Below are 22,877 nucleotides of genomic sequence, written 5' to 3' on the forward strand. Positions count from 1 at the left end.
GCGTTTACCACCACCCTTTTATACAGCAAATTCCAGAATCATGATTTGATAAGAGAAACAGGGGAGGCCATTGCTAAAAATTATGGTCTGACATTTTTTTATCATGATTTCAGGGAAGGCTGGAAATCAGGGATTGAAGAATCTAAAAAGCTTAACATGTATCGTCAGCAGTATTGTGGTTGTATATACAGTGAAAAAGAGCGCTATTTCAAATAGTGCCCTACCGAAAACCGCCAATTTTTCCGATTACTGCGTTGGACTCAAATTTTAACCCTCGAAATACTTAATGTATTCCTCCGGTTAAAATTATCGCCCGCCTTGTACTCGAAAAAATTTTCAGGTTTTCGGTCAGGCACTAAATAGTGTCTACCTGGGTTTAGCTCTTTTAATCTGCTTGAGCATATTCACGAATCGTTTGTCTGTACCATCAAGTCTTGCTGCAAGAACACCAAACAAATGTTTTGCCACATCAGGGTATTTTTCTATCACCTCAATCAATTTATCCCCGGGAAACCGTTTAATTGATGAGCGTCCTTTAGATATGATTGAGGCCGACCTGGGTTCTCCGGTAATGGCTGACATTTCTCCGAAATAATCTCCCGGTTGAACAATTTCAGCAATTTTTTTACCACCTTTAACAACGTATAATCCGCCTTGAACAAGCTTAAAAAAATCAATATCTGTATTGCCCTCCCTGATAATGACGTCTTTGTCCTCATATCGTTCAACATCAGGATTAATAAGATAGGCAGGCAATGCTTCTTTGCTGATATTGGTCTTTTTTGACACTTCCTCAAGCGATGTTTCTCCTGTTCTAATTTTTTGGAGCCCGGCATCGCGCAATGTAACCATTCCTTCCTGTATGGAAACCTTCCTGAGCTGATCTTCAGGCACTTCTGCACTAATGGCTTTGCCGACATCATCGGTGACTTCCATCAATTCATAAAGCCCTACCCTGCCCTTATATCCGGTTCCATTGCAATGCTTGCACCCTTTGGGTCCATATATTTTCAAATCTTTGATTTCATCTTTTGAAAATCCATGAAATTCAAGTTCTTTTGGATTATAACCTGTAACAACCTGTTTGCATTCAGGGCAAAGCCTTCTTGCAAGACGCTGGGACAAGACCATGGTTACAGCAGATGCCAGCATATATGGTGGAATACCAATATCAACAAGACGTCCTATGGTTGAAGGACAGTCATTCGTATGAAGGGTTGCAAAAACAAGATGGCCTGTCATTGCTGCCTTAATCGCAATTTCCGCCGTATCAATGTCCCTGATTTCACCCACCATGATGATATCGGGGTCTTGGCGTAAAAAGGCTTTCAATGCTGCACTTCTTTTACAGGAACCTGGTTAATCCCCTTAAAATTGAATTCAACGGGATCTTCTGCGGTTAATATCTTGATATCATCTTTATTTAAGCGATTCAGTACGGAATAGAGTGTTGTTGTTTTTCCGCTTCCTGTGGGACCTGTTACAAGTATAAGCCCGTAAGGTCGTGCAATGGATCTTTTCAGACTGTCAAAAGTTGACGAGTCAAATCCCAGTTTGGTCAAATCAATGTTCAAAGCGCTTTGATCAAGGATCCGCATCACAATGCTTTCACCAAAGAGTGTTGGCAGGGTTGAGACCCTGAAATCAATGGATTTTCTTTTTCCGAATCGAAGTTTTATTCTTCCGTCCTGGGGAATTCGTCTTTCTGCAATATCAAGTTCTGCTAAAATTTTAATTCTTGAAATAACTGCATTTTTAATAGTTAAGGGAAGATTCATGGCTTTATACATGGATCCGTCAAGCCGATATCTTACCTGGAAACTCTTCTCAAAGGGTTCAATATGAATATCACTGACCCCATCATTAATGGCTTTGGTAAGGATACCATTCACAAGCTTGATAATCGGTGCATCCGATGCCATGAATTCATCCTGATAATCATCCAGGCCATCAGACCCGACTTCAACCTCTTCTGCCGCCTCAGAAACCAGGGACCCAAAATCATCAACAGAAGTGACGGGTTCATCCTCTTCAAAATCATCATCAAAATGAAGAAAACTTTTATATTCTTCATCACTGATTTTATAAAAATCATGAAAGGCTTGAATCACATCGTTTTCAGTGGACACACAAACCCGAATCGTTTTGCCTATTTTTTTCTGAAGGTCTTCAACAACAGCGGTATCGGTCGGCTCAACCATGGTAATGGACAGCTCTTCACCTTTGAAGTCAAGGGGAAACACCAGGGAGGATTTAGCTAACTCATAGGGCAAAAGCTTCAATAGTTTAGGATTGGGCTTAATGTCGGAAAGCCTGATGACATCATAATTATAAAGTCGACCCAGAACACTGACAATGGTATCAGGGTCGATAAACCCCTTATTTAAAAGAATACTGCTAAGCCGTTCATTGGTTTTTTTTTGAATGTGCAATGCCTCATCCAGCTGCATACTGGTAATCTGGCCTTCCTTTGAAAGAATCTCTCCGATTTTAGTCTTTCCCGCACCGGATTGATCTTTTATAGTTGCTTTCAGGCTGGATGATTTGCGCATACTTGCTTAATCCTTAACTTATTTATAATTCCTATGAATTCTAATACCACCGGCTAAAATTAAAAGCCCGCCTAAAATATAAAAGCTAGCTCTGACAAGAAAAAGTTTCTGGCTGAAAAATTCAATGGTTTCTACTTGCAGCATCACTTGAGGGATACGGTAGAAAACCGCGAATCCAACACCAACCAGAATAATGCCATAATAAAACCCAAAATTCTTTTTGTCCATTTAAATTATTACCTTTCAAATTCTTCTAACTGATTATCAAATATTATTTCAATTTTTTCAAATAAATCCATCTGAATTTCAAGTTCCTCAAATAGTATTTCATTTAAATTTTCAAATTTTGCAAGTTCTTTGGCTAAACTCTGAATTTTTCTGCCATCCTGATTGCTTGATGCTTCCAGTAATTTCTCATTGGTTTTACTTATCAATTCTTCATTATTTTCAATATCATTTTCCAGGGTCTCAATTTTTTGCTTTATTGGTTTAATCTTTCTTGATTTCTGTGTGATGATTTCTGATTTTTTTTGACGGTTTGCCTTTTTCGACAAGACTGAATTTTTTGGCTTTTTGTCAATAAGGGCCTCTTCGTCCTCCCACCCCTCTTTATCTAAAAATTCCTGGTAAGTTCCCTCAAATACCTCTACAGCATTATTTTTAAAAACAACCAGCCTGTTGGCAAGAGAATGAAGGAACATCTCATTATGGGTTACAATCACCACAGCACCTTCGAAATTATCAAGCGCACAAACAAAAGAATCGCAAGCCTCTATATCCAGGTGGTTGCTCGGTTCATCCAGCAGCAGTAAATTTAAAGGAGACATCAGCAATTTACCCAACATGACCCTTGATTTTTCTCCTCCGGATAAAATGGATATTTTTTTAAGGGCTGCGTCTTTTTCAAACATCATGGCCCCGCATATATTTCTTGCCGTCTGCCTGTCAGAATCAGGTGAAGAGAAAATGAGTTCGTCTTCAACAGTAAAATTATCATTCAATGATTGAACATTTGTCTGTTCAAAATAGCCAATGTGCACACCGGGATTTATTTTAATACCACCTGAAATCGAATTGAGATTTCCACTTATAAGTTTTAAAAAAGTTGTTTTCCCTTTACCATTTTTACCAATAACAGCAATACGATCGTCAGGATAAACCGTTAAAGAAAAATTGTTAATCAAGGGGGTGTCACTTTGCCAGCCAAAAGATAAATTTTCTATCATCAATATCTGCTTACCGGAAAAAGGAAGGCTATTAAATGAAAATTCAAGATTTTTCAGCTTTTGGAGTTTATCTTTTGTTTCGGATTTTTCCAGGGTCTTTATCCGTGATTGCACCATGTTGGCCAACCGGGCTTTTGCCCTGAATCTTGAGATAAATAGTTCCATTTCTTTTTTTCGTTTTTCTTCATTCTGTCTTGTTTTTTCATAGACTTCTTCATCCTGGGCAACCTGCAAATAGTATTTAGACGTATCCCCCCTGATTTTTTTTATCTTATGTCTGTGAATACCGGCTATATGTGTCACGACATTATCCATAAAGCCTCTGTCATGGGTGACCAGTAAAACTTCCCGGGGCCATGAAATTAAAAACCGTGAAATCCATCGAATGGATGTAATATCCAGATAGTTTGTCGGTTCATCAAGTATCAAAAGGTCCGGCTCGGAGACCAATACTTTAGCAAGATTAAGCCGCACCTGGAAACCACCTGAAAACACGTAAGGATCTTTTGTCAGATCATTTTGAGTAAATCCAAGCCCTGCCAAAATCTTTTCAGCTTTCCAGGAATGATCTTTTTCATGTTCTAAAAGTCCCAGCATGGCTTCATCAATCAGTCTTCCTTCTGTAAAAACAATTTTTTGAGATAAAAAGCCGATTCTATACCCTGTAGGGCAAGAAATGCTTCCCTCGTCCGGGTGATCACTGCCTGAAATCATGTTTAACAATGTGGTTTTACCATGGCCATTGCGGCCAACAAGCCCGACTCTTTCACCCGGATTGATCCTGAACCCTGCAGTATCCAGCAGGATCTGATCTCCAAAACTTTTTGATATGGCATCAATGTTCAGCATTCTTATAATTCTTTACAATAGTAATACATTCTTTTCATTTTTAAAAAATGGTATCATACCATTGTGAGGATAATTTATAAACCATAAGAATGATCGTAACAAAATGACAAGGATGCATGACCGATAATTAGAATGCGCCCGGACTGTTTAATCAAGGTCTATCCAGTATTGAGACCATTTGCATCTTTCTTTGTAAGGAAATTTAATAAGTTCGGTTGCCAGAATGGAAAAATCTTTGTCTCTGATGGTATAATACACCACCTGGTCCTTGCCCAGAATGGTTTTAATACCGACAGCAGTATAAAGGGTCTGGTGTTTATCAACTACAAAGCATTCAATTGCGCCTGTAATGATTTTTAGATCAGATTCGTTTTGAACGTCAAAAAGATCAATCATTGAAATTTTAAAGGGTTTGCCATTGAAATGTTGGCTTGCCTGTGTTCGGGTCAGTTCACATTTCATAAAATTTTTAAACCTCATTTCCAGCTGGTTAAACTCAAAATCATCTGCAATCAAAGGTTTGGATGGAAAAAAAGCAAAAAAGAAAACAAATATAAACAATAGAATTATGATCTTTTTCATAGGCCTAAGCATTCTTTTTAATCAGAATTTCAATGGTTTTTTGCAAATTCCTTAAGATAACAGGCTTGATGTGAACTGATCTGAAACCTGAGAATTTTGATATAAATTCATTTTCCATGTTTTGATTTTTATACCCGGTATCAATAATGACGGGAATCGTATGACTGAGTTTCAAAACCTGCTTAGTCAATTCACCCGATGGCATTCCTGAGATAGTATGATGGATGATAACCATCTTGAATTTTTCAGGTTGTAATTTAAAAGAATCCAGAGCTTGTTTCCCGGTTTTAAAAATTGTGGCCTGATATCCCATTTTTTTGACAATAATTTGTATGAGATGAGTTCTTTTTTCATTTGGATCAACAATTAAAATATGATTATCACCTTCAATGGTAGTTTGATCAGAGGTTGTAAGGTCGCCTTTTTTCCATTTTTCACCATTAAAGGGGTGGAGTGATGTCACATCAATCGTATAGGCTTTGGCTGAAATAAATTCATCTAACCGCTCATCCGGAATCTTTGTGATAAATTTTTTATCCTGGGCAATATAGTATCGCAGCCATTTGCGATAGTTGTAGTCATTCCCTGTCAGGATTAATATTTTTGGGCCTGCGCTGGTGTTAACCTGGAGCGAGTGATAAATTAATGGTGTATATGAAAATTGAGCCTGGATTTCTTTGTAATTTTCTTCAATAAATTCAACTATAAAATCTCTGGCCAAACCAGGTGTGGCTAAACCCAAAAATAAAATACAGATGATAAACAGTTTTTTCATCAATAATCTCATAATTAAAATAATTTAATTCTTTACAGGCTATCGACAAATCCAAAAGGAATCTTGACTATTTAAAGTACAAACATTGAGACCCAAAGCATTATTATAGAAATAATTCCTGTTATGATCAAAGCCTTTTTATGATCATTTTCTCTTCTACCGCGGAAAACACCCAATAATAACCCGGTAATACTGATAAAAATACCGAATATTACCATATATGTGAGATAATACAAATATTGAATATCCCAATGTGTTCTTAATTTTAATTGGTAAAACCGATCAAACAGAGTTTCAAATTCAGGTTGAGCGCGATGAAAAATCAATAAAATAATAATCAATAATATCCATGCCAGAATATTGAGATAAAATAAAATTTTTGCCCAAAAGTCAATTGTTTTCCGTCTATCCAAAATAATCCTTATTATCTTATTTTTTATCCTAATATATTATTATTTTACCATAGATTCTATAGTTCTCTTAAAAAAAAGTTTAATGATATAAATATCCTTTATTACAAATCACAATTCGAGTATATATAACGATAGCAACCAATAACATGACTCAAACAGGATGGAATTATGGGACACCAGGATAAAGGACATTTTGCAGCAAAACATAACAACAGACAAATCAATAAAACCATAACTGAGAAGATAGAAGCATTGGCTGATAACAATAGCTTAACGTGTTCTTCAGCCCACCGGGCTGGAAAAGCACTCAAGATATCTCCTTTAGAAATCGGTGTACAGACAGATCTTTTAGAATATCAAATTGCAGAGTGCCAACTTGGATTATTTGGCTATAGTGATGGGAAAAAAAGAATTGATCCGGATATTGTGATTTCACCTGATTTAAACGAACAACTGGACAAGACAAACAAGGATGGCAGGATATCTTGCCGGGAATGCTGGAATATCGCACAAAATTTAAAAATTAAACGACTTGATGTTTCATCGGCATGTGAGAAAAAAAACATCCGGATAAAACCCTGTCAGCTGGGTGCTTTTTAAACATTCAATATTGCAGGACCGTGATAGCAGTTACCCATATTGAAATCATTTATTTACAGCAAGCTTTTTTTGTGTTTTCCGCTTTCTTCTTTGTTTTTGTTTTCTTATCTTTTCTATTCTTTCCTTTCCAGGCTTTCCTGTCATGTGTGCTTCTATTTTTTCAATAAGACTCCGCAAGGCAAGAAACCTGTTTAAATGTTGGGATCTTGCTTTTCCACACTTTACGGATAAATGGGTCTTCTTATGTTTAAGAAATACAGCCGAAGATGATTTATTGACCTTTTGCCCTCCCCTGCCGGATGACTTGATAAATTTTTCATCAATATCCTCTTTTTTAATTCCCAAGGCTTTCATCCTCTTTTCAAGGTCTAATATTTTCTGTTTACCGGGCCCCATTATTCTCCTGATAAAATTTCATTTTACTTTTCCTGCTATATAAATTAATAAAAGTTTCAACCATTAACAAGAATTTTAAAAAAAAGGATTTGAACTATGGATAAAAAAAAGAACAATAGTGATACAATTCTTTATATTTTAACTTTTCTTTCAATTGTAACACTGGTCGGCAGTTTTGCAACTCATCTGATTACAGGTAAGCCTGCATTCATTCCAATGGATTCTTTAGCAGGCAGTATATTAATCGGAGTAATCTTTTTTTGTTATTTGTGCTGGTTGATATATGATTCTAAACTTGCAAAAAAAATATCATTAAATGAGTCAATTAATTTTAATATGAAACATAATCCGGTCGTGTTCGGCATGTATATTTACTGGTTTGTATTCATAGTGATACCCATCTTATCTCTATTTCTTTAAGCTGGGTTTTCTTTCATACCGATGGCCAATTATATATACAAAAGTGCCACCAAGGATAAAGTTAAAGTGCTAAGGGAAACAATGAAAATTCTTCTTACAAATGATGATGGATACAACGCGCCGGGAATTCAGATATTGTATAAAATGCTTCGATCCCATCACGAAGTTATTCTGATTGCACCTGATAGAGAAAAAAGTGCTGTAAGTCATGGTATCACACTTAATGAACCCATAAAAATTAATAAAATACAATTAGATGGCGGAGGAAAAGGATATGCTGTCACGGGAACACCAGCTGACTGTATTAAACTAGGACTGTTTAAATTTTTTACCACACCACCCGATCTGGTTATTTCAGGGATTAACCCAGGCTGCAACATAGGGGTTGATATCAATTATTCGGGTACTGTTGCAGCCGCCAGAGAGGCGGCGTTGAATGGTATATTAGGCATGGCTGTTTCTATAAAACTCGGAAAGGAGATGGATTTTCAGGGAATGTCCCGCTTCATAGCCGGCTTGGTTAATAAGGTGTGTAATAATGGACTTCCGTCAGGTACATTCTTAAACATCAATGCACCGGGTATTTCATTGGATGAAGTGCGTGGTGTGAAAATTACCCGGCAAGCCTCTGATAATCTTTCAAAGCAATTTGATAAACGGATTGATCCTAAGAACAGGCCTTATTACTGGTATGGCAGCATAGATCACGTAGATGGTGACTCAGACACAGATGTTTATGCGTTATCACAAAAACATATCTCCATTACTCCGATTCAATGTGATATCACCGATTATAAAACAATGGTAGAGTTGGAGTCATTCCAGTTACCTTGAAAAAATATTTTTAAAACCAAATTTTTGATCGCAGTTATGGAATAGAGTGATATCAATATCTTTAATTGACAATTTGATATTCCGGGTTTATTTTTTGGAACATGAAAACTCCCAATAAAATATATCTTAAAGATTACACGCCTCCGGTATTTGTTGTTGATCAAGTCGATCTTACTTTTGAAATTGAAAAAAATCAGACTAAAATAACTTCCAAACTAAAAATAAGAAAAAACCAGACTGATAGTGATAAAAACATCTCTCTTGTTTTTGATAAAGGGGACTTTAAGATTGCCTCAGTCATTGCCGGCGGCATGGTTTTGCTGCCCCAAGAATATGAGGCTGATGATGAGTTATTCAAAATTGCAAAAACTCCTGATGTATTTGAACTTGAGATTACAAGCATTTTAAGACCCCATGAGAATACGAGTCTTGAAGGATTGTACAAATCAGGTGATATTTTGTGCACACAATGTGAAGCCCAGGGATTTCGGAAGATTACACCCTTTCCGGACCGCCCTGATGTTATGGCCATTTATTCCTGCACGATTATTGCCGATAAAACCCAATATCCTGTTTTACTTTCCAATGGCAACCTTGTGAAATCAGGTGATCTTGACAACAACAGGCATTTCGTCAGGTGGGAGGACCCGTTTAAAAAACCATCTTACCTTTTTGCCCTTGTTGCAGGCGATCTGGATCATATTGAGGATCAATTTAAAACGCGTTCAGGCAAAATTGTTGATTTAAGAATTTATTCTGAAAAAGAAAATATTGATAAATGCGATCATGCCATGAAATCCCTTAAACAGGCCATGGAATGGGATGAAAAGCGATTCGGGCTTGAATATGATCTGGATCTTTATCAGATTGTTGCCATTAGTGATTTTAATGCAGGTGCCATGGAAAACAAGGGGTTAAATGTTTTTAACTCCAAATATGTGCTTGCCAATCCTGCGACGGCTACAGATGGAGACTTTATGAGTATTCAAGGGGTTATCGGCCATGAGTATTTCCATAACTGGACCGGGAACAGGGTGACCCTTAAAAACTGGTTCCAATTAAGTTTAAAAGAAGGATTGACTGTCTTCAGAGATCAGGAATTTTCATCTGATTTAAATTCAAGGGGTGTGAAGAGAATTTCAGATGTCAGAAATTTAAGAGGATCTCAATTTCCAGAAGATACCGGTCCCATGACTCACCCGGTAATGCCTGATTCATATATAAAAATGGATAATTTCTATACCATGACGGTTTATGAAAAGGGTGCAGAACTTGTCAGGATGATTCATCAATTAGCCGGGGAAAAAAAGTTTAGAAAAGGAATTGATCTTTATTTTAAAAAATTTGACGGCATGGCTGTCACAATAGAAGATTTTGTTGCTGTGATGCAAGAGGCTGCAGGCCTGGATCTTGAGCAGTTCAAGTTATGGTATTTTCAATCCGGGACTCCGATAGTGACAATGAGTCGGTCATATAATCCTGATTTAAGGCAGCTTGTGATAATTTTTGAGCAAAGCACATTGCCGGACAGAAACCAGGATATCAAAAAGCCGCTTCATATCCCGGTGAACTTTGGGATTATAGACGCTGACGGGAAGGATATAACACCGATTGATAACAAGTTGCTTGAGCTTCGATCCGATAAAGAAACATTTATTTTTGACAATATACCTGAAAGCTGCCTTCCTTCCATATTCAGACAATTTTCTGCTCCGGTAAAAGTTAAAACTGATTTGACTGATGGGGAACTTGCTTTTCTCATGGCCAATGATACAGATGAGTTTAGCCGATGGGATGCCGGACAAACCTTGTTTATAAAAGAAATTAAACAAATAATTAATGGCATCCAAGCCGGTGATGAATTGTCAATTTCCCCAAATTTGATCAATGCCTTTAAAAAAGCATTAACGAATCAGACCTTATTGGATCAAAATGGGGATCGCGCATTTTTAGCAAAGGCGCTTTCTTTACCCCTGGAAACTGAAATTAAAGATCATTTTGATCTTGTTGATGTCAATGCCATCCATAAGGCAAGAAAGTTTTTAAAACAAGGACTTGCGGGACAGCTTAAACATCAGTTTTTGGATCTTATTGATCTTTGCTCTAAATCTTATCCTTTGAGCATATCCCATGGAGCAATGGCTGACCGGAGTTTGAAAAATTTATGTCTATCCTACATTGGGTGTTTAAAAGAAAAGGATACAACAGCTCTGATTTTGGACTATTATGAATCTGCCCAAAATATGACGGATGAACTTGCCGCCTTTAAAATTTTATCGCAGATTGAATTGGATACAAAACAATCTGCTGTTGAAAAATTTTATTTAAAATGGAAACATGACAAACTTGTTTTGGATAAATGGTTTGCTGTTCAGGCAGGATCAACACTTTCCAATACTTTGGAAAGTGTAAAATCTCTTACCACACATCCGGATTTTTCAATGAAAAACCCCAATAAGGTAAGATCATTAATTTATATTTTTGCTATGCAAAATCCCATCAATTTTCATCAAAAAGATGGGAGTGGATATCGGTTTATTGCGGATCAGATTATTTCATTAGATGAAATAAATCACCAGATTGCAGCAAGATTGTCATCCTGTTTTAATCTTTGGAAAAAGTATGATGATCAAAGGAAATCATTAATGCAAAAAGAGCTTGAACGAATTTTATCCATCCAAACTCTTTCTAAAAATGTTTATGAGATTATTTCAAGGGCACTTGAGTAAAAATATTTACATTTTTTCTCTTCCGATTCCATGGTATTCAAATCCCGCTTCGTTTACTTCCTCGGGATCATATTGATTTCGGCCATCAAATATAATAAATTGGTTCATCATATCAGCCATGGCCTTAAAATCCGGCTGTCTGAAGGTTTTCCATTCTGTAACCAGGATTAAAGCATCTGTATTTTCAATTGCTTTATATTGACTGTCTTCCAATTTCAGCTGCCCTTTTGAAAACCAGTCTTCGGGAAACTCTTTGCGGGCCTGATCCATGGCAACCGGATCAAAGGCCTTGATACTGGCTCCCGAATTGATCAATTCCTTGAGAATGATCGTTGATGATGAGTCTCTCATATCATCTGTACCCGGTTTAAAGGAAAGTCCCCACATGCAAAAGGTTTTACCAGAAAGATCCCGGCCAAATCTTTTGATGATTTTATCTGATAATACCTGTTTTTGAAGGTTATTTCTTTTTTCCACCGCATTCAGCAGTTCGGGTACGAAATCCTGGTCTTTACTGGTTTTAATAAGCGCTTTTACATCTTTGGGAAAGCATGAGCCGCCATATCCACACCCGGGATAAATAAAAGAATATCCGATTCTTGAATCAGACCCGATTCCCTTTCTGACATTTTCAACATCAACCCCCAGACGTTCACAGATATTTGATATTTCATTCATAAAGGATATTTTAGTTGCAAGCATTGAATTTGCTGCATATTTTGTCATTTCCGCATCACGGACATTCATGGATATAACCTTTTCCCTGTTTCGTGAAAAGGGCGCATAAAGTCTTTTCATCATTTTTTCAGCCCTTTGAGAATCTGCCCCGATAACAATCCGGTCCGGTTTAAGAAAATCGTTGACGGCAGCACCTTCCTTTAAAAACTCAGGATTGCTGACCACATCGAATTCAATACTGACACCCCGCTTTTCAAGTTCTTTCCGGATGGTGGATTTAACTTTATCCGCTGTTCCAACCGGAACCGTTGATTTATCTACAATCACTGAATGGTCATTGATATTTTGGCCTATTTCTTTTGCAACCTGTAATACATATTGCAAGTCTGCAGACCCATCTTCACCGGGTGGTGTTCCCACTGCAATAAAGAAAATATTAGAATCTTTTGACGCCTGTTCAAGGCTTGTGGAAAATTTTAAGGTTCCTTCCTTATAATTTTGTATGACAAGATTTTCAAGTCCTGGTTCATAAATTGGAAGTATTCCCTTCTTCAGGTTATCTATTTTTGTTTTATCGATATCGACGCAGGTCACAGTGCTTCCCATTTCTGCAAAGCATGCCCCAGTGACAAGTCCGACATACCCGGTTCCAATAATAGTCAGTTTCATTGAATATTAACCTCTTATTTTTTTAATTTTAATTTATGACTTAAATTTCTAAATCTATTATAACCGCCAAAAATTTATCCCTGATTTTTCTGCGTCTTTTGGATCAAACACTGACTTCACATCAATTAAACAGCCGTTTGGAAGAAGCATCTCTTTAAAATCTGAAAGGGTTTTGTCCAGATACTCTTTATGGGGTACAGCCAGGATGAGAGCAGAAAGATCTTTGAGGTCATCCCATTTGCATAAATTAACATTGTAATATGCCAATGCCTCTTTTGGATCGGAAATCGCATCATGTACCAGGACATTTGTTCCATAGGACTTTAGTTCTTCAATCATATCAACCACCCTGGTATTTCTAAGATCCGGGCAATCTTCCTTAAAGGTGAGCCCTAAAACACCTACTTTTGAATCCTTGATACTCAGGCCCTGGTTAATCATCATTTTAATAGTTTTTTCAACAACAAACCGGCCCATATTATCGTTTATTCTTCGACCGGATAATATAATCTGGGGATGATAGCCTTCTGATTCTGCCTTAAAGGTTAAATAGTAGGGATCAACACCAATACAATGGCCGCCCACAAGACCTGGTTTAAAGGGAAGAAAATTCCACTTGGAACCAGCTGCATCCAGCACATTTTTTGTGTCAATACCAAATTTATCAAAAATAAGTGCTAATTCATTCATTAATGCAATATTTAAATCCCTTTGCGTATTTTCGATCACCTTGGCGGCTTCAGCTTCTTTTATGGTCTCTGTCCGGTGGACACCGGCTTCAATAATGGTTTCATAAAGCTTTGCCACCTTATCACAGGTCTTATCATCATCTCCCGAGACAACTTTTACAATCTTGGGCAGGGTATGTTCCTTGTCTCCCGGATTGATCCGTTCCGGAGAATACCCTACATGGAAATCTTTTTTCCATTCATATCCTGACACTTTTTCCAGAATCGGAACACAAATATCTTCTGTGACACCGGGATAGACGGTTGATTCAAAGATAACAACGGCTCCTTTTTTCATATACTTCCCAGCAGTCTCAGACGAGCTTTCCATATATTTCAAATCAGGACGTCTGGCTTGATCAATGGGTGTGGGGACTGCAACGATGATATAATCTGCGTCTGAAATTTGTGAAGGGTCGGATGTCGGATAAAAAAATGCAGCTTTTTCAAACTCCTGCTTTGAAACTTCACCCGTGGGATCTTCAAATTTTTTGCAATTTTCAATAATACTCTCTTTTAAATCAAGACCGGTTGTATGAAATTTTACACCAAAATGAACTGCCAGGGGCAAACCGACATAACCAAGGCCAATCACTGCGATTTTTGTATTGCTATCCATGAAAATCTTTCTCCAAAATTATTTATAATATTCTTTATACCATTTAACAAAATTATTTATTCCCTCATCGATTGAAGTAGAGGGTTTAAATCCTGTATCTTTTATCAGGTCATTTACGTCTGCATAAGTTGCAGGGACATCTCCCGCCTGTAACGGCAAATATTCTTTAAGCGCTTTTTTACCAATGGCCTTTTCAATGGCCTCAATAAATGCCATCAGGGCAACCGGCTGGTTGTTTCCGATATTATAGAGTTTGTAGGGAACACAACTGCTGGACGGATTGGGTGCATCCGACGTCCAGTTAAGATCTGCTTTTGGGATATTGTTCATTACCCTGACAACGCCTTCTACGATATCATCAATATAGGTAAAATCTCTTTGCATATCTCCGTTATTAAATACTTTTACAGGTTCATTGTTCAAAATAGCCTTTGTAAAGAGAAAAAGTGCCATATCCGGTCTTCCCCAAGGACCATAAACCGTGAAAAATCTCAATCCTGTTGTGGGAAGTTTATATAAATAGCTGTAAGTATGGGCCATTAATTCATTGGCTTTTTTGGATGCAGCATAAAGGCTGATGGGATGATCCACATTGTGCCGGACAGAAAACGGCATATTAGTATTCAACCCATAGACAGAACTGCTGGATGCGTAGACAAGGTGTTTGACATTTGAATGCCGGCAGCCTTCCAGAACATTTCCAAACCCTACAAGATTACTATCAATATAAGAGGCAGGGTTTTCAATGCTGTAACGGACCCCTGCCTGGGCAGCAAGGTTTATAACATAATCAAATTGATGAGTTTCAAACAATTTTTTCATTTTTTCCCTGTCAGCCAGGTCAATTAGCTTAAACTCAAATCCGGGGTCTTTCTCAATAATGGAAAGCCGGGTCTTTTTAAGGTTTACATCATAGTAATCGTTCAAATTATCAATTCCGCAGACATTGATACCCTCTTTTACCAGGCGAGATGTTAAATTAAATCCAATAAACCCTGCTACTCCTGTAACAAGAACTTTCATAATTATCCTTTATTTTGTCCATGTTATACTATTGAAAATGAATTATTTTTTCACCCTGTTTACCATAAAGGACAGGCCAAAAACAATAAAAATCATGCGGACGAAGAAGTCCGTTAACATTTTACAAATTTTATCGTAACCTGAAGGTCAGACCTAACCTGAAGGTCACACGTAACCTAAAGGTCACACGTAAATATGTTTATAGAACCGAATGGAGATTTTTTAAATAAATTTTAAGAAATTCTAAATTCGGATACACAATTGGCATTTAAAGTAATGGACAACAATTATGGTAAATCAGAATAAATCGGTGAACTGCTCCATTTGCTGATTCTCTCCCAGCCGAATCTGTCTTCCCAGCCTCTTCTTCTATCTTTAACTTTAAAATCTTGTCTGGCTTCATTTCCTGGATACCCGGGCCCCATATCAAGAATACGCCTGTCTACCGGGGACCTTCGATCCACAGGAGAGCGCTTTGTGTAAACACTTTTTGCGTACGGCATTTTTCCCTCCATTATTTATCAGGAAAGTTGTGAGATACGATTTTTTTTAATTTTTTAATTCCCAACCTCACAACTTTCATGTTTTCCCTGATTAATCTTTGTATTTAAAAGAGAGTCTTAAATTCGTTCTAAAATGCGCGGGTTTTCCGTCCTCAACTTTAATATCAAGTTTCATTACTTCCGCGATTCTTAAATCTCTTAATGATTTTGATGCGCGGTCAATGGCACTGGTGGCCGCATCTTCCCAGGATGTTGTACTGCTCCCTACAAGGTCAATAATTTTGTATACACTGTCGCTCATGGTTCCCTCCTGTAATAAAATTTAAAAAAATTAAAACTGAACTTGTGGTGAATTTGAAATCAGATTATTTCGTACAGCTGTTAGAATAGAGGCTCAAATTACTATAATTATAGAATAATAAAAAAAATTGTCAAATGGTTTTTACTTGTGACCTTCAGGTTAGGTCTGACCTTCAGGTTAGGTGCGACCTTTGAGTTAAGGAAAAATTAATTTTTCAAGAATAAGTCCAAAAAAATGATTGGATTCTGATGAAAAAATCCAACCCAAATGAGTTGAACAATAATTACAGACGCCTATCTTCCAGGAGTATCCAATGAACCATGAAAATTCATTGGAAGAGAGGGAACCCGGTCTACAGCCCCTGGCATTTGAAAAACACCCAATCTCAAATACATAGCCATGGGGGTTCGCAAAGGTATGGTGAAATGAATTATTGACGATAATTTGCCGGGTCGGGTCTGTAATATGATTATGACAAGAAGCACAGATAATGATTTCATCTTCTTTGGACAGTGTATCTGTTTTTTCTTGTGTTGATAGATCAACCGATTGTTTACAAACCAAAGTCATGCCAATCTCCCTTTGGACGAATTATTGTTCTCTTTCTATGTAATAAAGCGTTGCCCCCACAGGTGCGAAAGATAAAAAAAGTATATTGAGCCAGGGGATAAGAAAAAGTAGTCCGAATCCTATATGAAACATCAAATGCTCCCTTAAAAATTTTATCCTTACATTAAACGGCTCCATTCTTCTTGCCGGTACCAGATCTGTATTGTCCCAGGCTAAAAATACTATAGCAGCAATAGAAGAAATAATAATGATAATCGGACTGATGGGAGTCATCAATCCCAATACCATAATGACAAGAGAAATTATAACGGGAATGACTGCCCTGGGTATCTCCTGTTTAATCAGATGGAAAAAAAAACTGACCCACGATCCTTGTTCAATCGGCACTTCTTTGCCCAATATTATTTTTTCAGTAATCCTTGACATATAATCCATGATAAAAACACAGAAAAACAGCTGGGCAATCAAATAAGAAAGAACCATGGAAATGCCTGCAAGAAAAATAGATAAAAACCAGGAAACTGCTTTCCATATATATATCAACCAGCCGGATTCAGGTATTTTCCAGATATAAGATAAAATTTCATCATGCCAGTATAAAACGAGGCCGGATATAATAAGGGTAAAAAATAAAACAATAAAAAATCGCAGTATCCCAAGCATCAATAGCTTAGGCGTTTTTAAAGACAGAGCCACCCCTTTTATATTATATTTAATTCCATGATATAAATCCATCTTAACTCTTCTACCCCTTGATCTTTCTTGTGAAATACTTACATCTGTACTATAGAAAATTCAATTTTTCAACTTATGGAGCTATGAATAATGAAAATATATTATGTTGATGGCAAGTTTGTCCCCTCTGATCAGGCAGTCATACCTGTTGATGATCTCGCCGTTTTAAGGGGCTATGGTGTATGTGATATCATGCGGACATATAGAGGCCGGCCTTATTTTTTAAGTGAACACATCCACCGTCTGGAAAACTCAGCAAAAGAGATCGGGCTGTCTTTACCCTGGCAGACAAAAGATATCAAGAATATTGTTCTTGAAACACTCAAAAGAAATAACGACATTGACGAAGCAAATATCAGGATCATTATTACCGGTGGTTCAAGTCATGATTTTATTCACCCTCAAGGGCGGCCCAGGCTGATTATACTCATTACCGATATTAACAAGCTGCCCGACTCCTGGTATGAAAAAGGGGTTAAAGTCATTACTCACCCGCTGGAAAGAATTATACCCGATGCAAAGATTATTTCATACATACCGGCAGCCATGGCATTAAAAAAAGCGAAAAAAAAAGAGGCTATAGAGGCCATTTACATCAATCGAAATATGGAAGTTTTAGAAGGAACAACCAGTAATTTGTTTGCATTTTTTGATAACACGCTTGTCACGCCTCGTGAAGGGGTTTTAAAAGGTATCACCCGACATGCCATATTGTCTCTGGCAAAAAAAATATATAAGATCGAAGAAAGACCTATTGGATTAGAGCAGCTGTTAAAGGCGAATGAAGTATTTATCACTGGAACCAATAAATGTGTTGTGCCGGTCATTCAAATTGACAATACAAAAATTGGTTTAGGTATGCCAGGGCCAAATACAAAGAGGATCGTTGCTGAACTTGAAAATCATACCCGTAAGTTTATCAACGCTTAATCTAAAGAATCCTCTGAATCAGGGATGCATTTGATCCAATAGGTAATGTCTTTTGAAAACTCTTTATATGAGATGTTTGTCCTTTGGGTAATGACATTTTGCCCCAGTCCGAACACTTTCTTATAACAATCGAAAAAGTTCAGGTTACCGGGGTTATTTGATTTTTCCATACCGTTTATTTTACAAATGATTGGCCAGATGGTTCTGGTATCCCTTGTAATGCAGGCATCATTTAATATGCCCATTATCGCCTCACTGATGTGAATTCCTTTCTGGATACCGCTGCTTTCCAACCTTGAGGCATTGTTTACTGCTTTGCCGATAGCAGTTACAATTCTTCTTTTCCGACTTCCCAAAGGGCCGATCAGTGCTGTGCCAACTTCCATGCCTGCTCTGAAACTGATATTTATCTGTGCTTTATCAATTAATTCTTTCACTCTTCCTGACCTGTCCATATCATGCCGGCCTGTTCTCAGTAAATGTATTTCATTAAAAATAGAGGATAGAGTGAAGGCCATCAGCATGATTCTTTCATGTGTTCCCATGGAAAAATGCTTTTTTTCATCATCAAATGGAGACGCGTTTTGAATAAAAACAGAATCACCAATAAAATTATCTACCCTGCAGGAAAAACGACTTGCATTATTGGCAGCGATCTGATGACACAAATTCAGGATGTAAAAATAATCCCGGGGATTAAACTTTTTTCTTATGGTTGCTGAACCCACCATATCCATGAAGGCATACACACCATCCGTGATATTGACAGCTTCCATATTAAGCTGCCTTTCGTTTACAGCACCTACAGCTCTTAAGTATTCTTTCATGGCATTCAATTCGATTTCTTTATTTTTTAATTGCAATGCTGTCTTTCTAAGACTTTTTTCTTTCCTCCAAATGATATGGGCTGCCTGTCTGCCTTTGGCAAATCCGATATTTGCAAGTGATGCCATCTCAATGGCTGAAATCAAAATATTTAATCTTTTTTTCAGTTCTGGTTCACGGGTAAACTTCTCTTTTGTTTTTTGCAATAATTTTTCATCAATAGAGTTAAAAACAATGGCACCATAATCCGGGATATAAGCGGAAACAAAATTTTTAGCTTTGAATTGCTTAACAATGGCATTATTAATCTTCAAATCCGGTAAGGGTTTAAACGTATCACCATTATAGGAAAGAATAGATATATTTGAACAAGTCTCATCATGGTTTGAAACATCACGGATATTATCAATAACGAAAATTTTAATACCTTTTTCATAAAAATCTTTATGTTTTCTAAGGACGAAAGAAATGATACCATCGCTGTGTGTTTTTTCGCCAAATTGTGTGTCTTTGTACAATCTGACAGGCGACAGCCCTTTATATTTTACAATGAATGTTCCAAAATATTTTAAAATCAGGCCGGTAAAACCCTTTCCATTAAATTTATGCATAACACCCCTGTCCCATTTATCAGGGGGCAAAAAGTCAGCATAGGTTTTGTTGGTCCCAAGTAAAAGACCGACTTGTCTTGCCTGCATCAATTTTAATGAAAAAGACAAAAGAAGATCCAGTGTATTTTTCTTTCTAAAAACAATCCGTTCAAATTTGTCGATATCAGGCAATTCGTGTTTCATTTTTAGAATACGGGCTTAAAAAGGTGTCAGTGCTGCTGTTATCAGTATCAGTCTTATAAAAAAGATTTTGGAACAAGGAAATTTCTTTTGTCTTAAACGAAATCAAAGATCCAATAAAAAAAACATGATAAATCCGATAGACATTATCAGAAACGATCTTCAATAATTTGTCTTTGCGTTTTTCCATCCTGCCTATCCAGTCATTTAGCGTCTTTACATAATGGGTTCTGAAATTCTCTGCATTCAGCAGTTCAAAACCGGAAGACGATGCCAGATTTACAAGATCATGTTCAAACATTAGTTCGCCGCCCGGAAACATGTATTTATCCAAAAACAAATTCTCATAGCCTTTTTTCCTTCTGGTATTGGTGGTGATGGTATGCTGCATGAAAAGTCCGCCTTTCCTAAGGCGTTTGTGGACGATTTTAAAAAAATTAAGCATATTGGCTTTTCCCACATGATCCGACATTCCCACACATGAAATTTTATCGAATATTTCAGTACCAAGATCCCTGTAATTTAAAAGTTTTATGTTTATTTTGTGGGAAAGACCTTTGATTTTTATCCACTTTTCAGCATAATTTTTTTGTTCTAAGCTCAATGTAATCCCGGTGACACTCACGTTATAATGTTTTGCTGCAAAAACAGCAAATTTCCCCCATCCACACCCTATATCAAGAAGTTTTTCTCCATTTTTTAATCTTAACTTCCTGCAGATAATATCCATTTTTTCAATCTGAGCGTTATCCATTGTTGCATTTTCACTTACATAATACCCACAGGTATATCCCATTGTTTCCCCTAAAAATAATCGATAAAAGTCACTGGGAACATTATAGTGGTATTCAATATTCTCTTTTTCTTTTTTCTTTGCCTTTACGTGTGACCTATAGGTTACGAGTGACCTTTGGGGTATTAAAAAATTGGAGAAAAATATAAAAATATTCTTTCGCTGATGAGTGTTCAAAAGTTTATCGCAGACAAGTTCATACAGCTCTTTTATACTGCCGGATATATCAAAATATCCTTTTACATAAGCTTCCCCAAAAGAAAACGCATCAGGAGAAATCAGGGCTTTAAAAAATTTGCGGTCTTTAATAAAAAGTTTGTGCTTAATATTCTGCTGGGCAGTTGAATATTTATGACCATTTGTATCAATAATTTCAAGGGGAATCATTTCATGATTAAGCCTTTGAATAAACTTTTTTAAAAAAAAAGATTCTTTTTTGACTAAAGCTTTCATAATATCACCTTTGATTGAGATTATAAAAAACCAATTTTAACCGGATTTTACTCAACATTCGAAGATTTTAATTTATTATATTAAATATTTCAGAAATATAAAAGCATATCTTAAAAAAATGGGTTTTTATTTACGTGTGACCTTCAGGTTACGTATGACCTTCAGGTTACGTATGACCTTCAGGTTACGTATGACCTTCAGGTTATCACAATTGGTTCAGGTGATTGCTTTGAGGATATTTCGGGTTTCCAAAAGGGCCTTGGAAATATTATTTCTTTTTCTTCCTAGGTGAATTCGAATACTGTCTTTTTTAATGAATTCAAAAAGTACCAAACCTTTTAAAGCATTATTTAAAGAATCCAATGGTTTTTTCCTATGTTTTTCAGAAAAAACAAGGGTCAAGGTATTGGGTGTGATATCAAGCCTGCGAACTCCTGCCTGGATACAATAAACCCGCAGCATAATTTTCAAGAGCATATTTTCAGCCGGTTTGGGCAGTTGACCATACCGGTCCATAAGCTCTTTTTTCATGTCTGATATATCTGAAATCTTTGTAATCCTTGAAAGCCTTCTGTATAGGGTTAGTCGCTGTTCAACAGATTCTATGTAATCATCGGCAAACCCTGAAGACATAGCAGCATTGATTTCAGGCTCCAAAGGCTCAATGATCTCTTCTCCTTTCAAATCATGCACCGCCTGATCCAGCAATTTTAAAAACATGTCATACCCGACGGCTGCAATGTGCCCGGACTGGGATGCACCAAGGGCTGTGCCTGCCCCTCTGATTTGAAGATCCTTCATGGCGATCTGAAAGCCTGATCCCAGGTCCTTGTATTCCATCAGCGCAGACAGTCTTTTTTTGGCATCTTTAGTCAGCCGGCTTTCGTCGGAAATAAACAGATATGCATAGGCCTGATGATCCCCACGCCCGATCCTGCCCCTGAGCTGATAAATCTGTGACAGTCCGAATCGTTCAGCTTTGTTAATAATCATTGTATTTGCCGAAGGGATATCAAGACCGGATTCAATGATTGTTGTACATACAAGAACATCAATTTCAAAATTGACAAACTTGAACATCACTGTTTCAAGATCATTTTCCGAAAGCCTGCCGTGAGCCACACCAAAGTTAGCTTTTGGGACCAGCTTCTCCAAATTTTGTGCTGTTTTGGAAATGGTTTTAATGTTGTTATGAACAAAAAAGATTTGACCCTTTCGTGAAAGTTCTCTCTTAATGGCATCTTTTACAATGGAATCTTCATATGTTGAAATATATGAAATAATGGCTTGCCTGTCAGCAGGCGGGGTGGAAATAATACTGATATCCCTCATGCCGGTTAAAGACATGTGAAGGGTTCGAGGGATGGGCGTTGCAGTTAATGCAAGGACATCCACACTGGTACGCTTTTTTTTTAACATTTCCTTATGCTTCACGCCAAAGCGCTGTTCCTCATCAATCACCAACAACCCCAGCGATTTAAATTTAATGTCTTTTTGCAAAAGCCTGTGGGTTCCAATGACTATATCCACACGCCCTGCGCTCATGGCCTTGAGTATTCTTGTCTGCTCTTTTCTATTGCGAAACCGTGACAGGCATTCAATATTAACAGGATAATTCTCAAAACGTTCTCTAAATGTTAAAACATGCTGTTCTGCCAATATAGTAGTCGGCACCACAACTGCCACTTGTTTACCATCATTTACAGCTTTAAAGGCTGCCCGGACCGCTACTTCGGTTTTACCATACCCGACATCACCGCAGACCAGCCTATCCATTGGAATACTTGATTCCATGTCTAAAAGTACGTCATCGATAACCTTTAGCTGATCACGGGTTTCTTCATAAGGGAAAGTCGCTTCAAAATCATTATAATAATTATCCG

The 22,877-nt window shown here is 37.2% G+C and carries 23 protein-coding genes and 2 pseudogenes; 6 read left to right on the forward strand and 19 right to left on the reverse strand.

Annotated elements, in window-relative coordinates; translation table 11 throughout:
• On the forward strand, positions 1-216 hold a 216-nt coding region (locus K8S13_RS05825; protein ID WP_291461151.1), incomplete at its 5' end, for an epoxyqueuosine reductase QueH.
• 150 nt (positions 217-366) lie between these two features.
• On the opposite strand, the gene K8S13_RS25600 is transcribed toward K8S13_RS05825, so the two are convergent.
• The 7 genes and pseudogenes from K8S13_RS25600 to K8S13_RS05860 form a co-directional block, all read right to left on the reverse strand.
• Positions 367-1,152 (reverse strand): cyclic nucleotide-binding domain-containing protein, encoded by a 786-nt coding sequence (locus K8S13_RS25600; protein WP_367172536.1) that lies wholly within the window; start codon positions 1,150-1,152, stop codon positions 367-369.
• Between the two features lie 9 nt (positions 1,153-1,161).
• Positions 1,162-2,552, reverse strand: a pseudogene (locus tag K8S13_RS05835) (GspE/PulE family protein); the annotation flags it as partial.
• A gap of 18 nt (positions 2,553-2,570) precedes the next feature.
• On the reverse strand, positions 2,571-2,780 hold the full coding sequence (locus K8S13_RS05840) for a hypothetical protein (RefSeq protein WP_291461153.1): 210 nt from the start codon (positions 2,778-2,780) through the stop codon (positions 2,571-2,573).
• Between the two features lie 8 nt (positions 2,781-2,788).
• Positions 2,789-4,627: an ABC-F family ATP-binding cassette domain-containing protein gene (locus tag K8S13_RS05845; protein WP_291461155.1), complete on the reverse strand. Its 1,839-nt coding sequence runs from the start codon at positions 4,625-4,627 to the stop codon at positions 2,789-2,791.
• A 147-nt stretch (positions 4,628-4,774) separates the two neighbouring features.
• On the reverse strand, positions 4,775-5,209 hold the full coding sequence (locus K8S13_RS05850; protein WP_291461157.1) for a hypothetical protein: 435 nt from the start codon (positions 5,207-5,209) through the stop codon (positions 4,775-4,777).
• A 4-nt stretch (positions 5,210-5,213) separates the two neighbouring features.
• On the reverse strand, positions 5,214-5,984 hold the full coding sequence (locus K8S13_RS05855; RefSeq protein WP_291461158.1) for a response regulator: 771 nt from the start codon (positions 5,982-5,984) through the stop codon (positions 5,214-5,216).
• 71 nt (positions 5,985-6,055) lie between these two features.
• Positions 6,056-6,397: a hypothetical protein gene (locus K8S13_RS05860; protein ID WP_291461160.1), complete on the reverse strand. Its 342-nt coding sequence runs from the start codon at positions 6,395-6,397 to the stop codon at positions 6,056-6,058.
• 168 nt (positions 6,398-6,565) lie between these two features.
• Between K8S13_RS05860 and K8S13_RS05865 the strand changes: the two genes are divergently transcribed.
• Positions 6,566-6,997 carry a hypothetical protein gene (locus tag K8S13_RS05865; RefSeq protein WP_291461161.1) on the forward strand — a complete coding sequence of 144 codons (432 nt, stop codon included), beginning with the start codon at positions 6,566-6,568 and terminating at the stop codon, positions 6,995-6,997.
• Positions 6,998-7,042: 45 nt separating this feature from the next.
• Here K8S13_RS05865 and K8S13_RS05870 read toward each other — a convergent pair whose 3' ends face one another.
• A complete protein-coding gene (locus tag K8S13_RS05870) occupies positions 7,043-7,393 on the reverse strand; it encodes a peptide chain release factor-like protein (protein ID WP_291461163.1) in 351 nt (116 codons plus the stop codon).
• 96 nt (positions 7,394-7,489) lie between these two features.
• On the opposite strand from K8S13_RS05870, the gene K8S13_RS05875 reads away from it, so the two are divergent.
• The 3 genes from K8S13_RS05875 to pepN all read left to right on the forward strand — a co-directional run bounded on the left by K8S13_RS05875 (position 7,490) and on the right by pepN (position 11,376).
• The gene (locus K8S13_RS05875) at positions 7,490-7,813 is read left to right on the forward strand and encodes a hypothetical protein (protein WP_291461165.1); all 324 of its coding nucleotides are present in this window, start codon (positions 7,490-7,492) and stop codon (positions 7,811-7,813) included.
• A gap of 81 nt (positions 7,814-7,894) precedes the next feature.
• Entirely contained in the window at positions 7,895-8,647 is a 753-nt protein-coding gene (gene surE / locus K8S13_RS05880) for a 5'/3'-nucleotidase SurE (protein ID WP_291461166.1), read from the forward strand.
• 101 nt (positions 8,648-8,748) lie between these two features.
• Positions 8,749-11,376: an aminopeptidase N gene (gene pepN, locus K8S13_RS05885; RefSeq protein WP_291461168.1), complete on the forward strand. Its 2,628-nt coding sequence runs from the start codon at positions 8,749-8,751 to the stop codon at positions 11,374-11,376.
• Between the two features lie 6 nt (positions 11,377-11,382).
• Here the strand turns inward: pepN and K8S13_RS05890 are convergent, their stop codons facing one another.
• From K8S13_RS05890 to K8S13_RS05920, 7 genes are all read right to left on the reverse strand, one after another.
• The gene (locus K8S13_RS05890; RefSeq protein ID WP_291461169.1) at positions 11,383-12,723 is read right to left on the reverse strand and encodes a UDP-glucose/GDP-mannose dehydrogenase family protein; all 1,341 of its coding nucleotides are present in this window, start codon (positions 12,721-12,723) and stop codon (positions 11,383-11,385) included.
• A 57-nt stretch (positions 12,724-12,780) separates the two neighbouring features.
• On the reverse strand, positions 12,781-14,070 hold the full coding sequence (locus K8S13_RS05895) for a nucleotide sugar dehydrogenase (protein ID WP_291461171.1): 1,290 nt from the start codon (positions 14,068-14,070) through the stop codon (positions 12,781-12,783).
• A gap of 18 nt (positions 14,071-14,088) precedes the next feature.
• A complete protein-coding gene (locus K8S13_RS05900; protein WP_291461173.1) occupies positions 14,089-15,093 on the reverse strand; it encodes an NAD-dependent epimerase in 1,005 nt (334 codons plus the stop codon).
• Between the two features lie 287 nt (positions 15,094-15,380).
• Complete coding sequence (locus tag K8S13_RS05905) at positions 15,381-15,596, reverse strand: hypothetical protein (protein WP_291461174.1); 216 nt, start codon at positions 15,594-15,596, stop codon at positions 15,381-15,383.
• 91 nt (positions 15,597-15,687) lie between these two features.
• Positions 15,688-15,897, reverse strand: coding sequence for a dodecin family protein (locus K8S13_RS05910; RefSeq protein ID WP_291461175.1), 210 nt, complete (start codon positions 15,895-15,897; stop codon positions 15,688-15,690).
• A 195-nt stretch (positions 15,898-16,092) separates the two neighbouring features.
• Positions 16,093-16,467 carry a cereblon family protein gene (locus K8S13_RS05915; RefSeq protein ID WP_291461176.1) on the reverse strand — a complete coding sequence of 125 codons (375 nt, stop codon included), beginning with the start codon at positions 16,465-16,467 and terminating at the stop codon, positions 16,093-16,095.
• A gap of 21 nt (positions 16,468-16,488) precedes the next feature.
• A complete protein-coding gene (locus K8S13_RS05920) occupies positions 16,489-17,202 on the reverse strand; it encodes an EI24 domain-containing protein (protein WP_291461178.1) in 714 nt (237 codons plus the stop codon).
• A gap of 90 nt (positions 17,203-17,292) precedes the next feature.
• On the opposite strand from K8S13_RS05920, the gene K8S13_RS05925 reads away from it, so the two are divergent.
• Positions 17,293-18,132 (forward strand): aminotransferase class IV, encoded by an 840-nt coding sequence (locus K8S13_RS05925; RefSeq protein WP_291461180.1) that lies wholly within the window; start codon positions 17,293-17,295, stop codon positions 18,130-18,132.
• On the opposite strand, the gene K8S13_RS05930 is transcribed toward K8S13_RS05925, so the two are convergent.
• The 4 genes and pseudogenes from K8S13_RS05930 to K8S13_RS05945 form a co-directional block, all read right to left on the reverse strand.
• A complete protein-coding gene (locus K8S13_RS05930; RefSeq protein ID WP_291461182.1) occupies positions 18,129-19,751 on the reverse strand; it encodes an adenylate/guanylate cyclase domain-containing protein in 1,623 nt (540 codons plus the stop codon). The genes K8S13_RS05925 and K8S13_RS05930 overlap by 4 nt on opposite strands.
• Positions 19,732-20,994: a cyclopropane-fatty-acyl-phospholipid synthase family protein gene (locus K8S13_RS05935; RefSeq protein ID WP_291461184.1), complete on the reverse strand. Its 1,263-nt coding sequence runs from the start codon at positions 20,992-20,994 to the stop codon at positions 19,732-19,734. Before K8S13_RS05935 ends, K8S13_RS05930 begins: the two co-directional genes overlap by 20 nt.
• A 216-nt stretch (positions 20,995-21,210) precedes the next feature.
• A complete protein-coding gene (locus K8S13_RS05940; RefSeq protein ID WP_367172537.1) occupies positions 21,211-22,341 on the reverse strand; it encodes a TRCF domain-containing protein in 1,131 nt (376 codons plus the stop codon).
• A gap of 15 nt (positions 22,342-22,356) precedes the next feature.
• Positions 22,357-22,818, reverse strand: a pseudogene (locus K8S13_RS05945) (DEAD/DEAH box helicase); the annotation flags it as partial.
• Between the last annotated feature and the right edge of the window lie 59 nt (positions 22,819-22,877).

It is taken from the genome of Desulfobacula sp. (assembly GCF_021107415.1).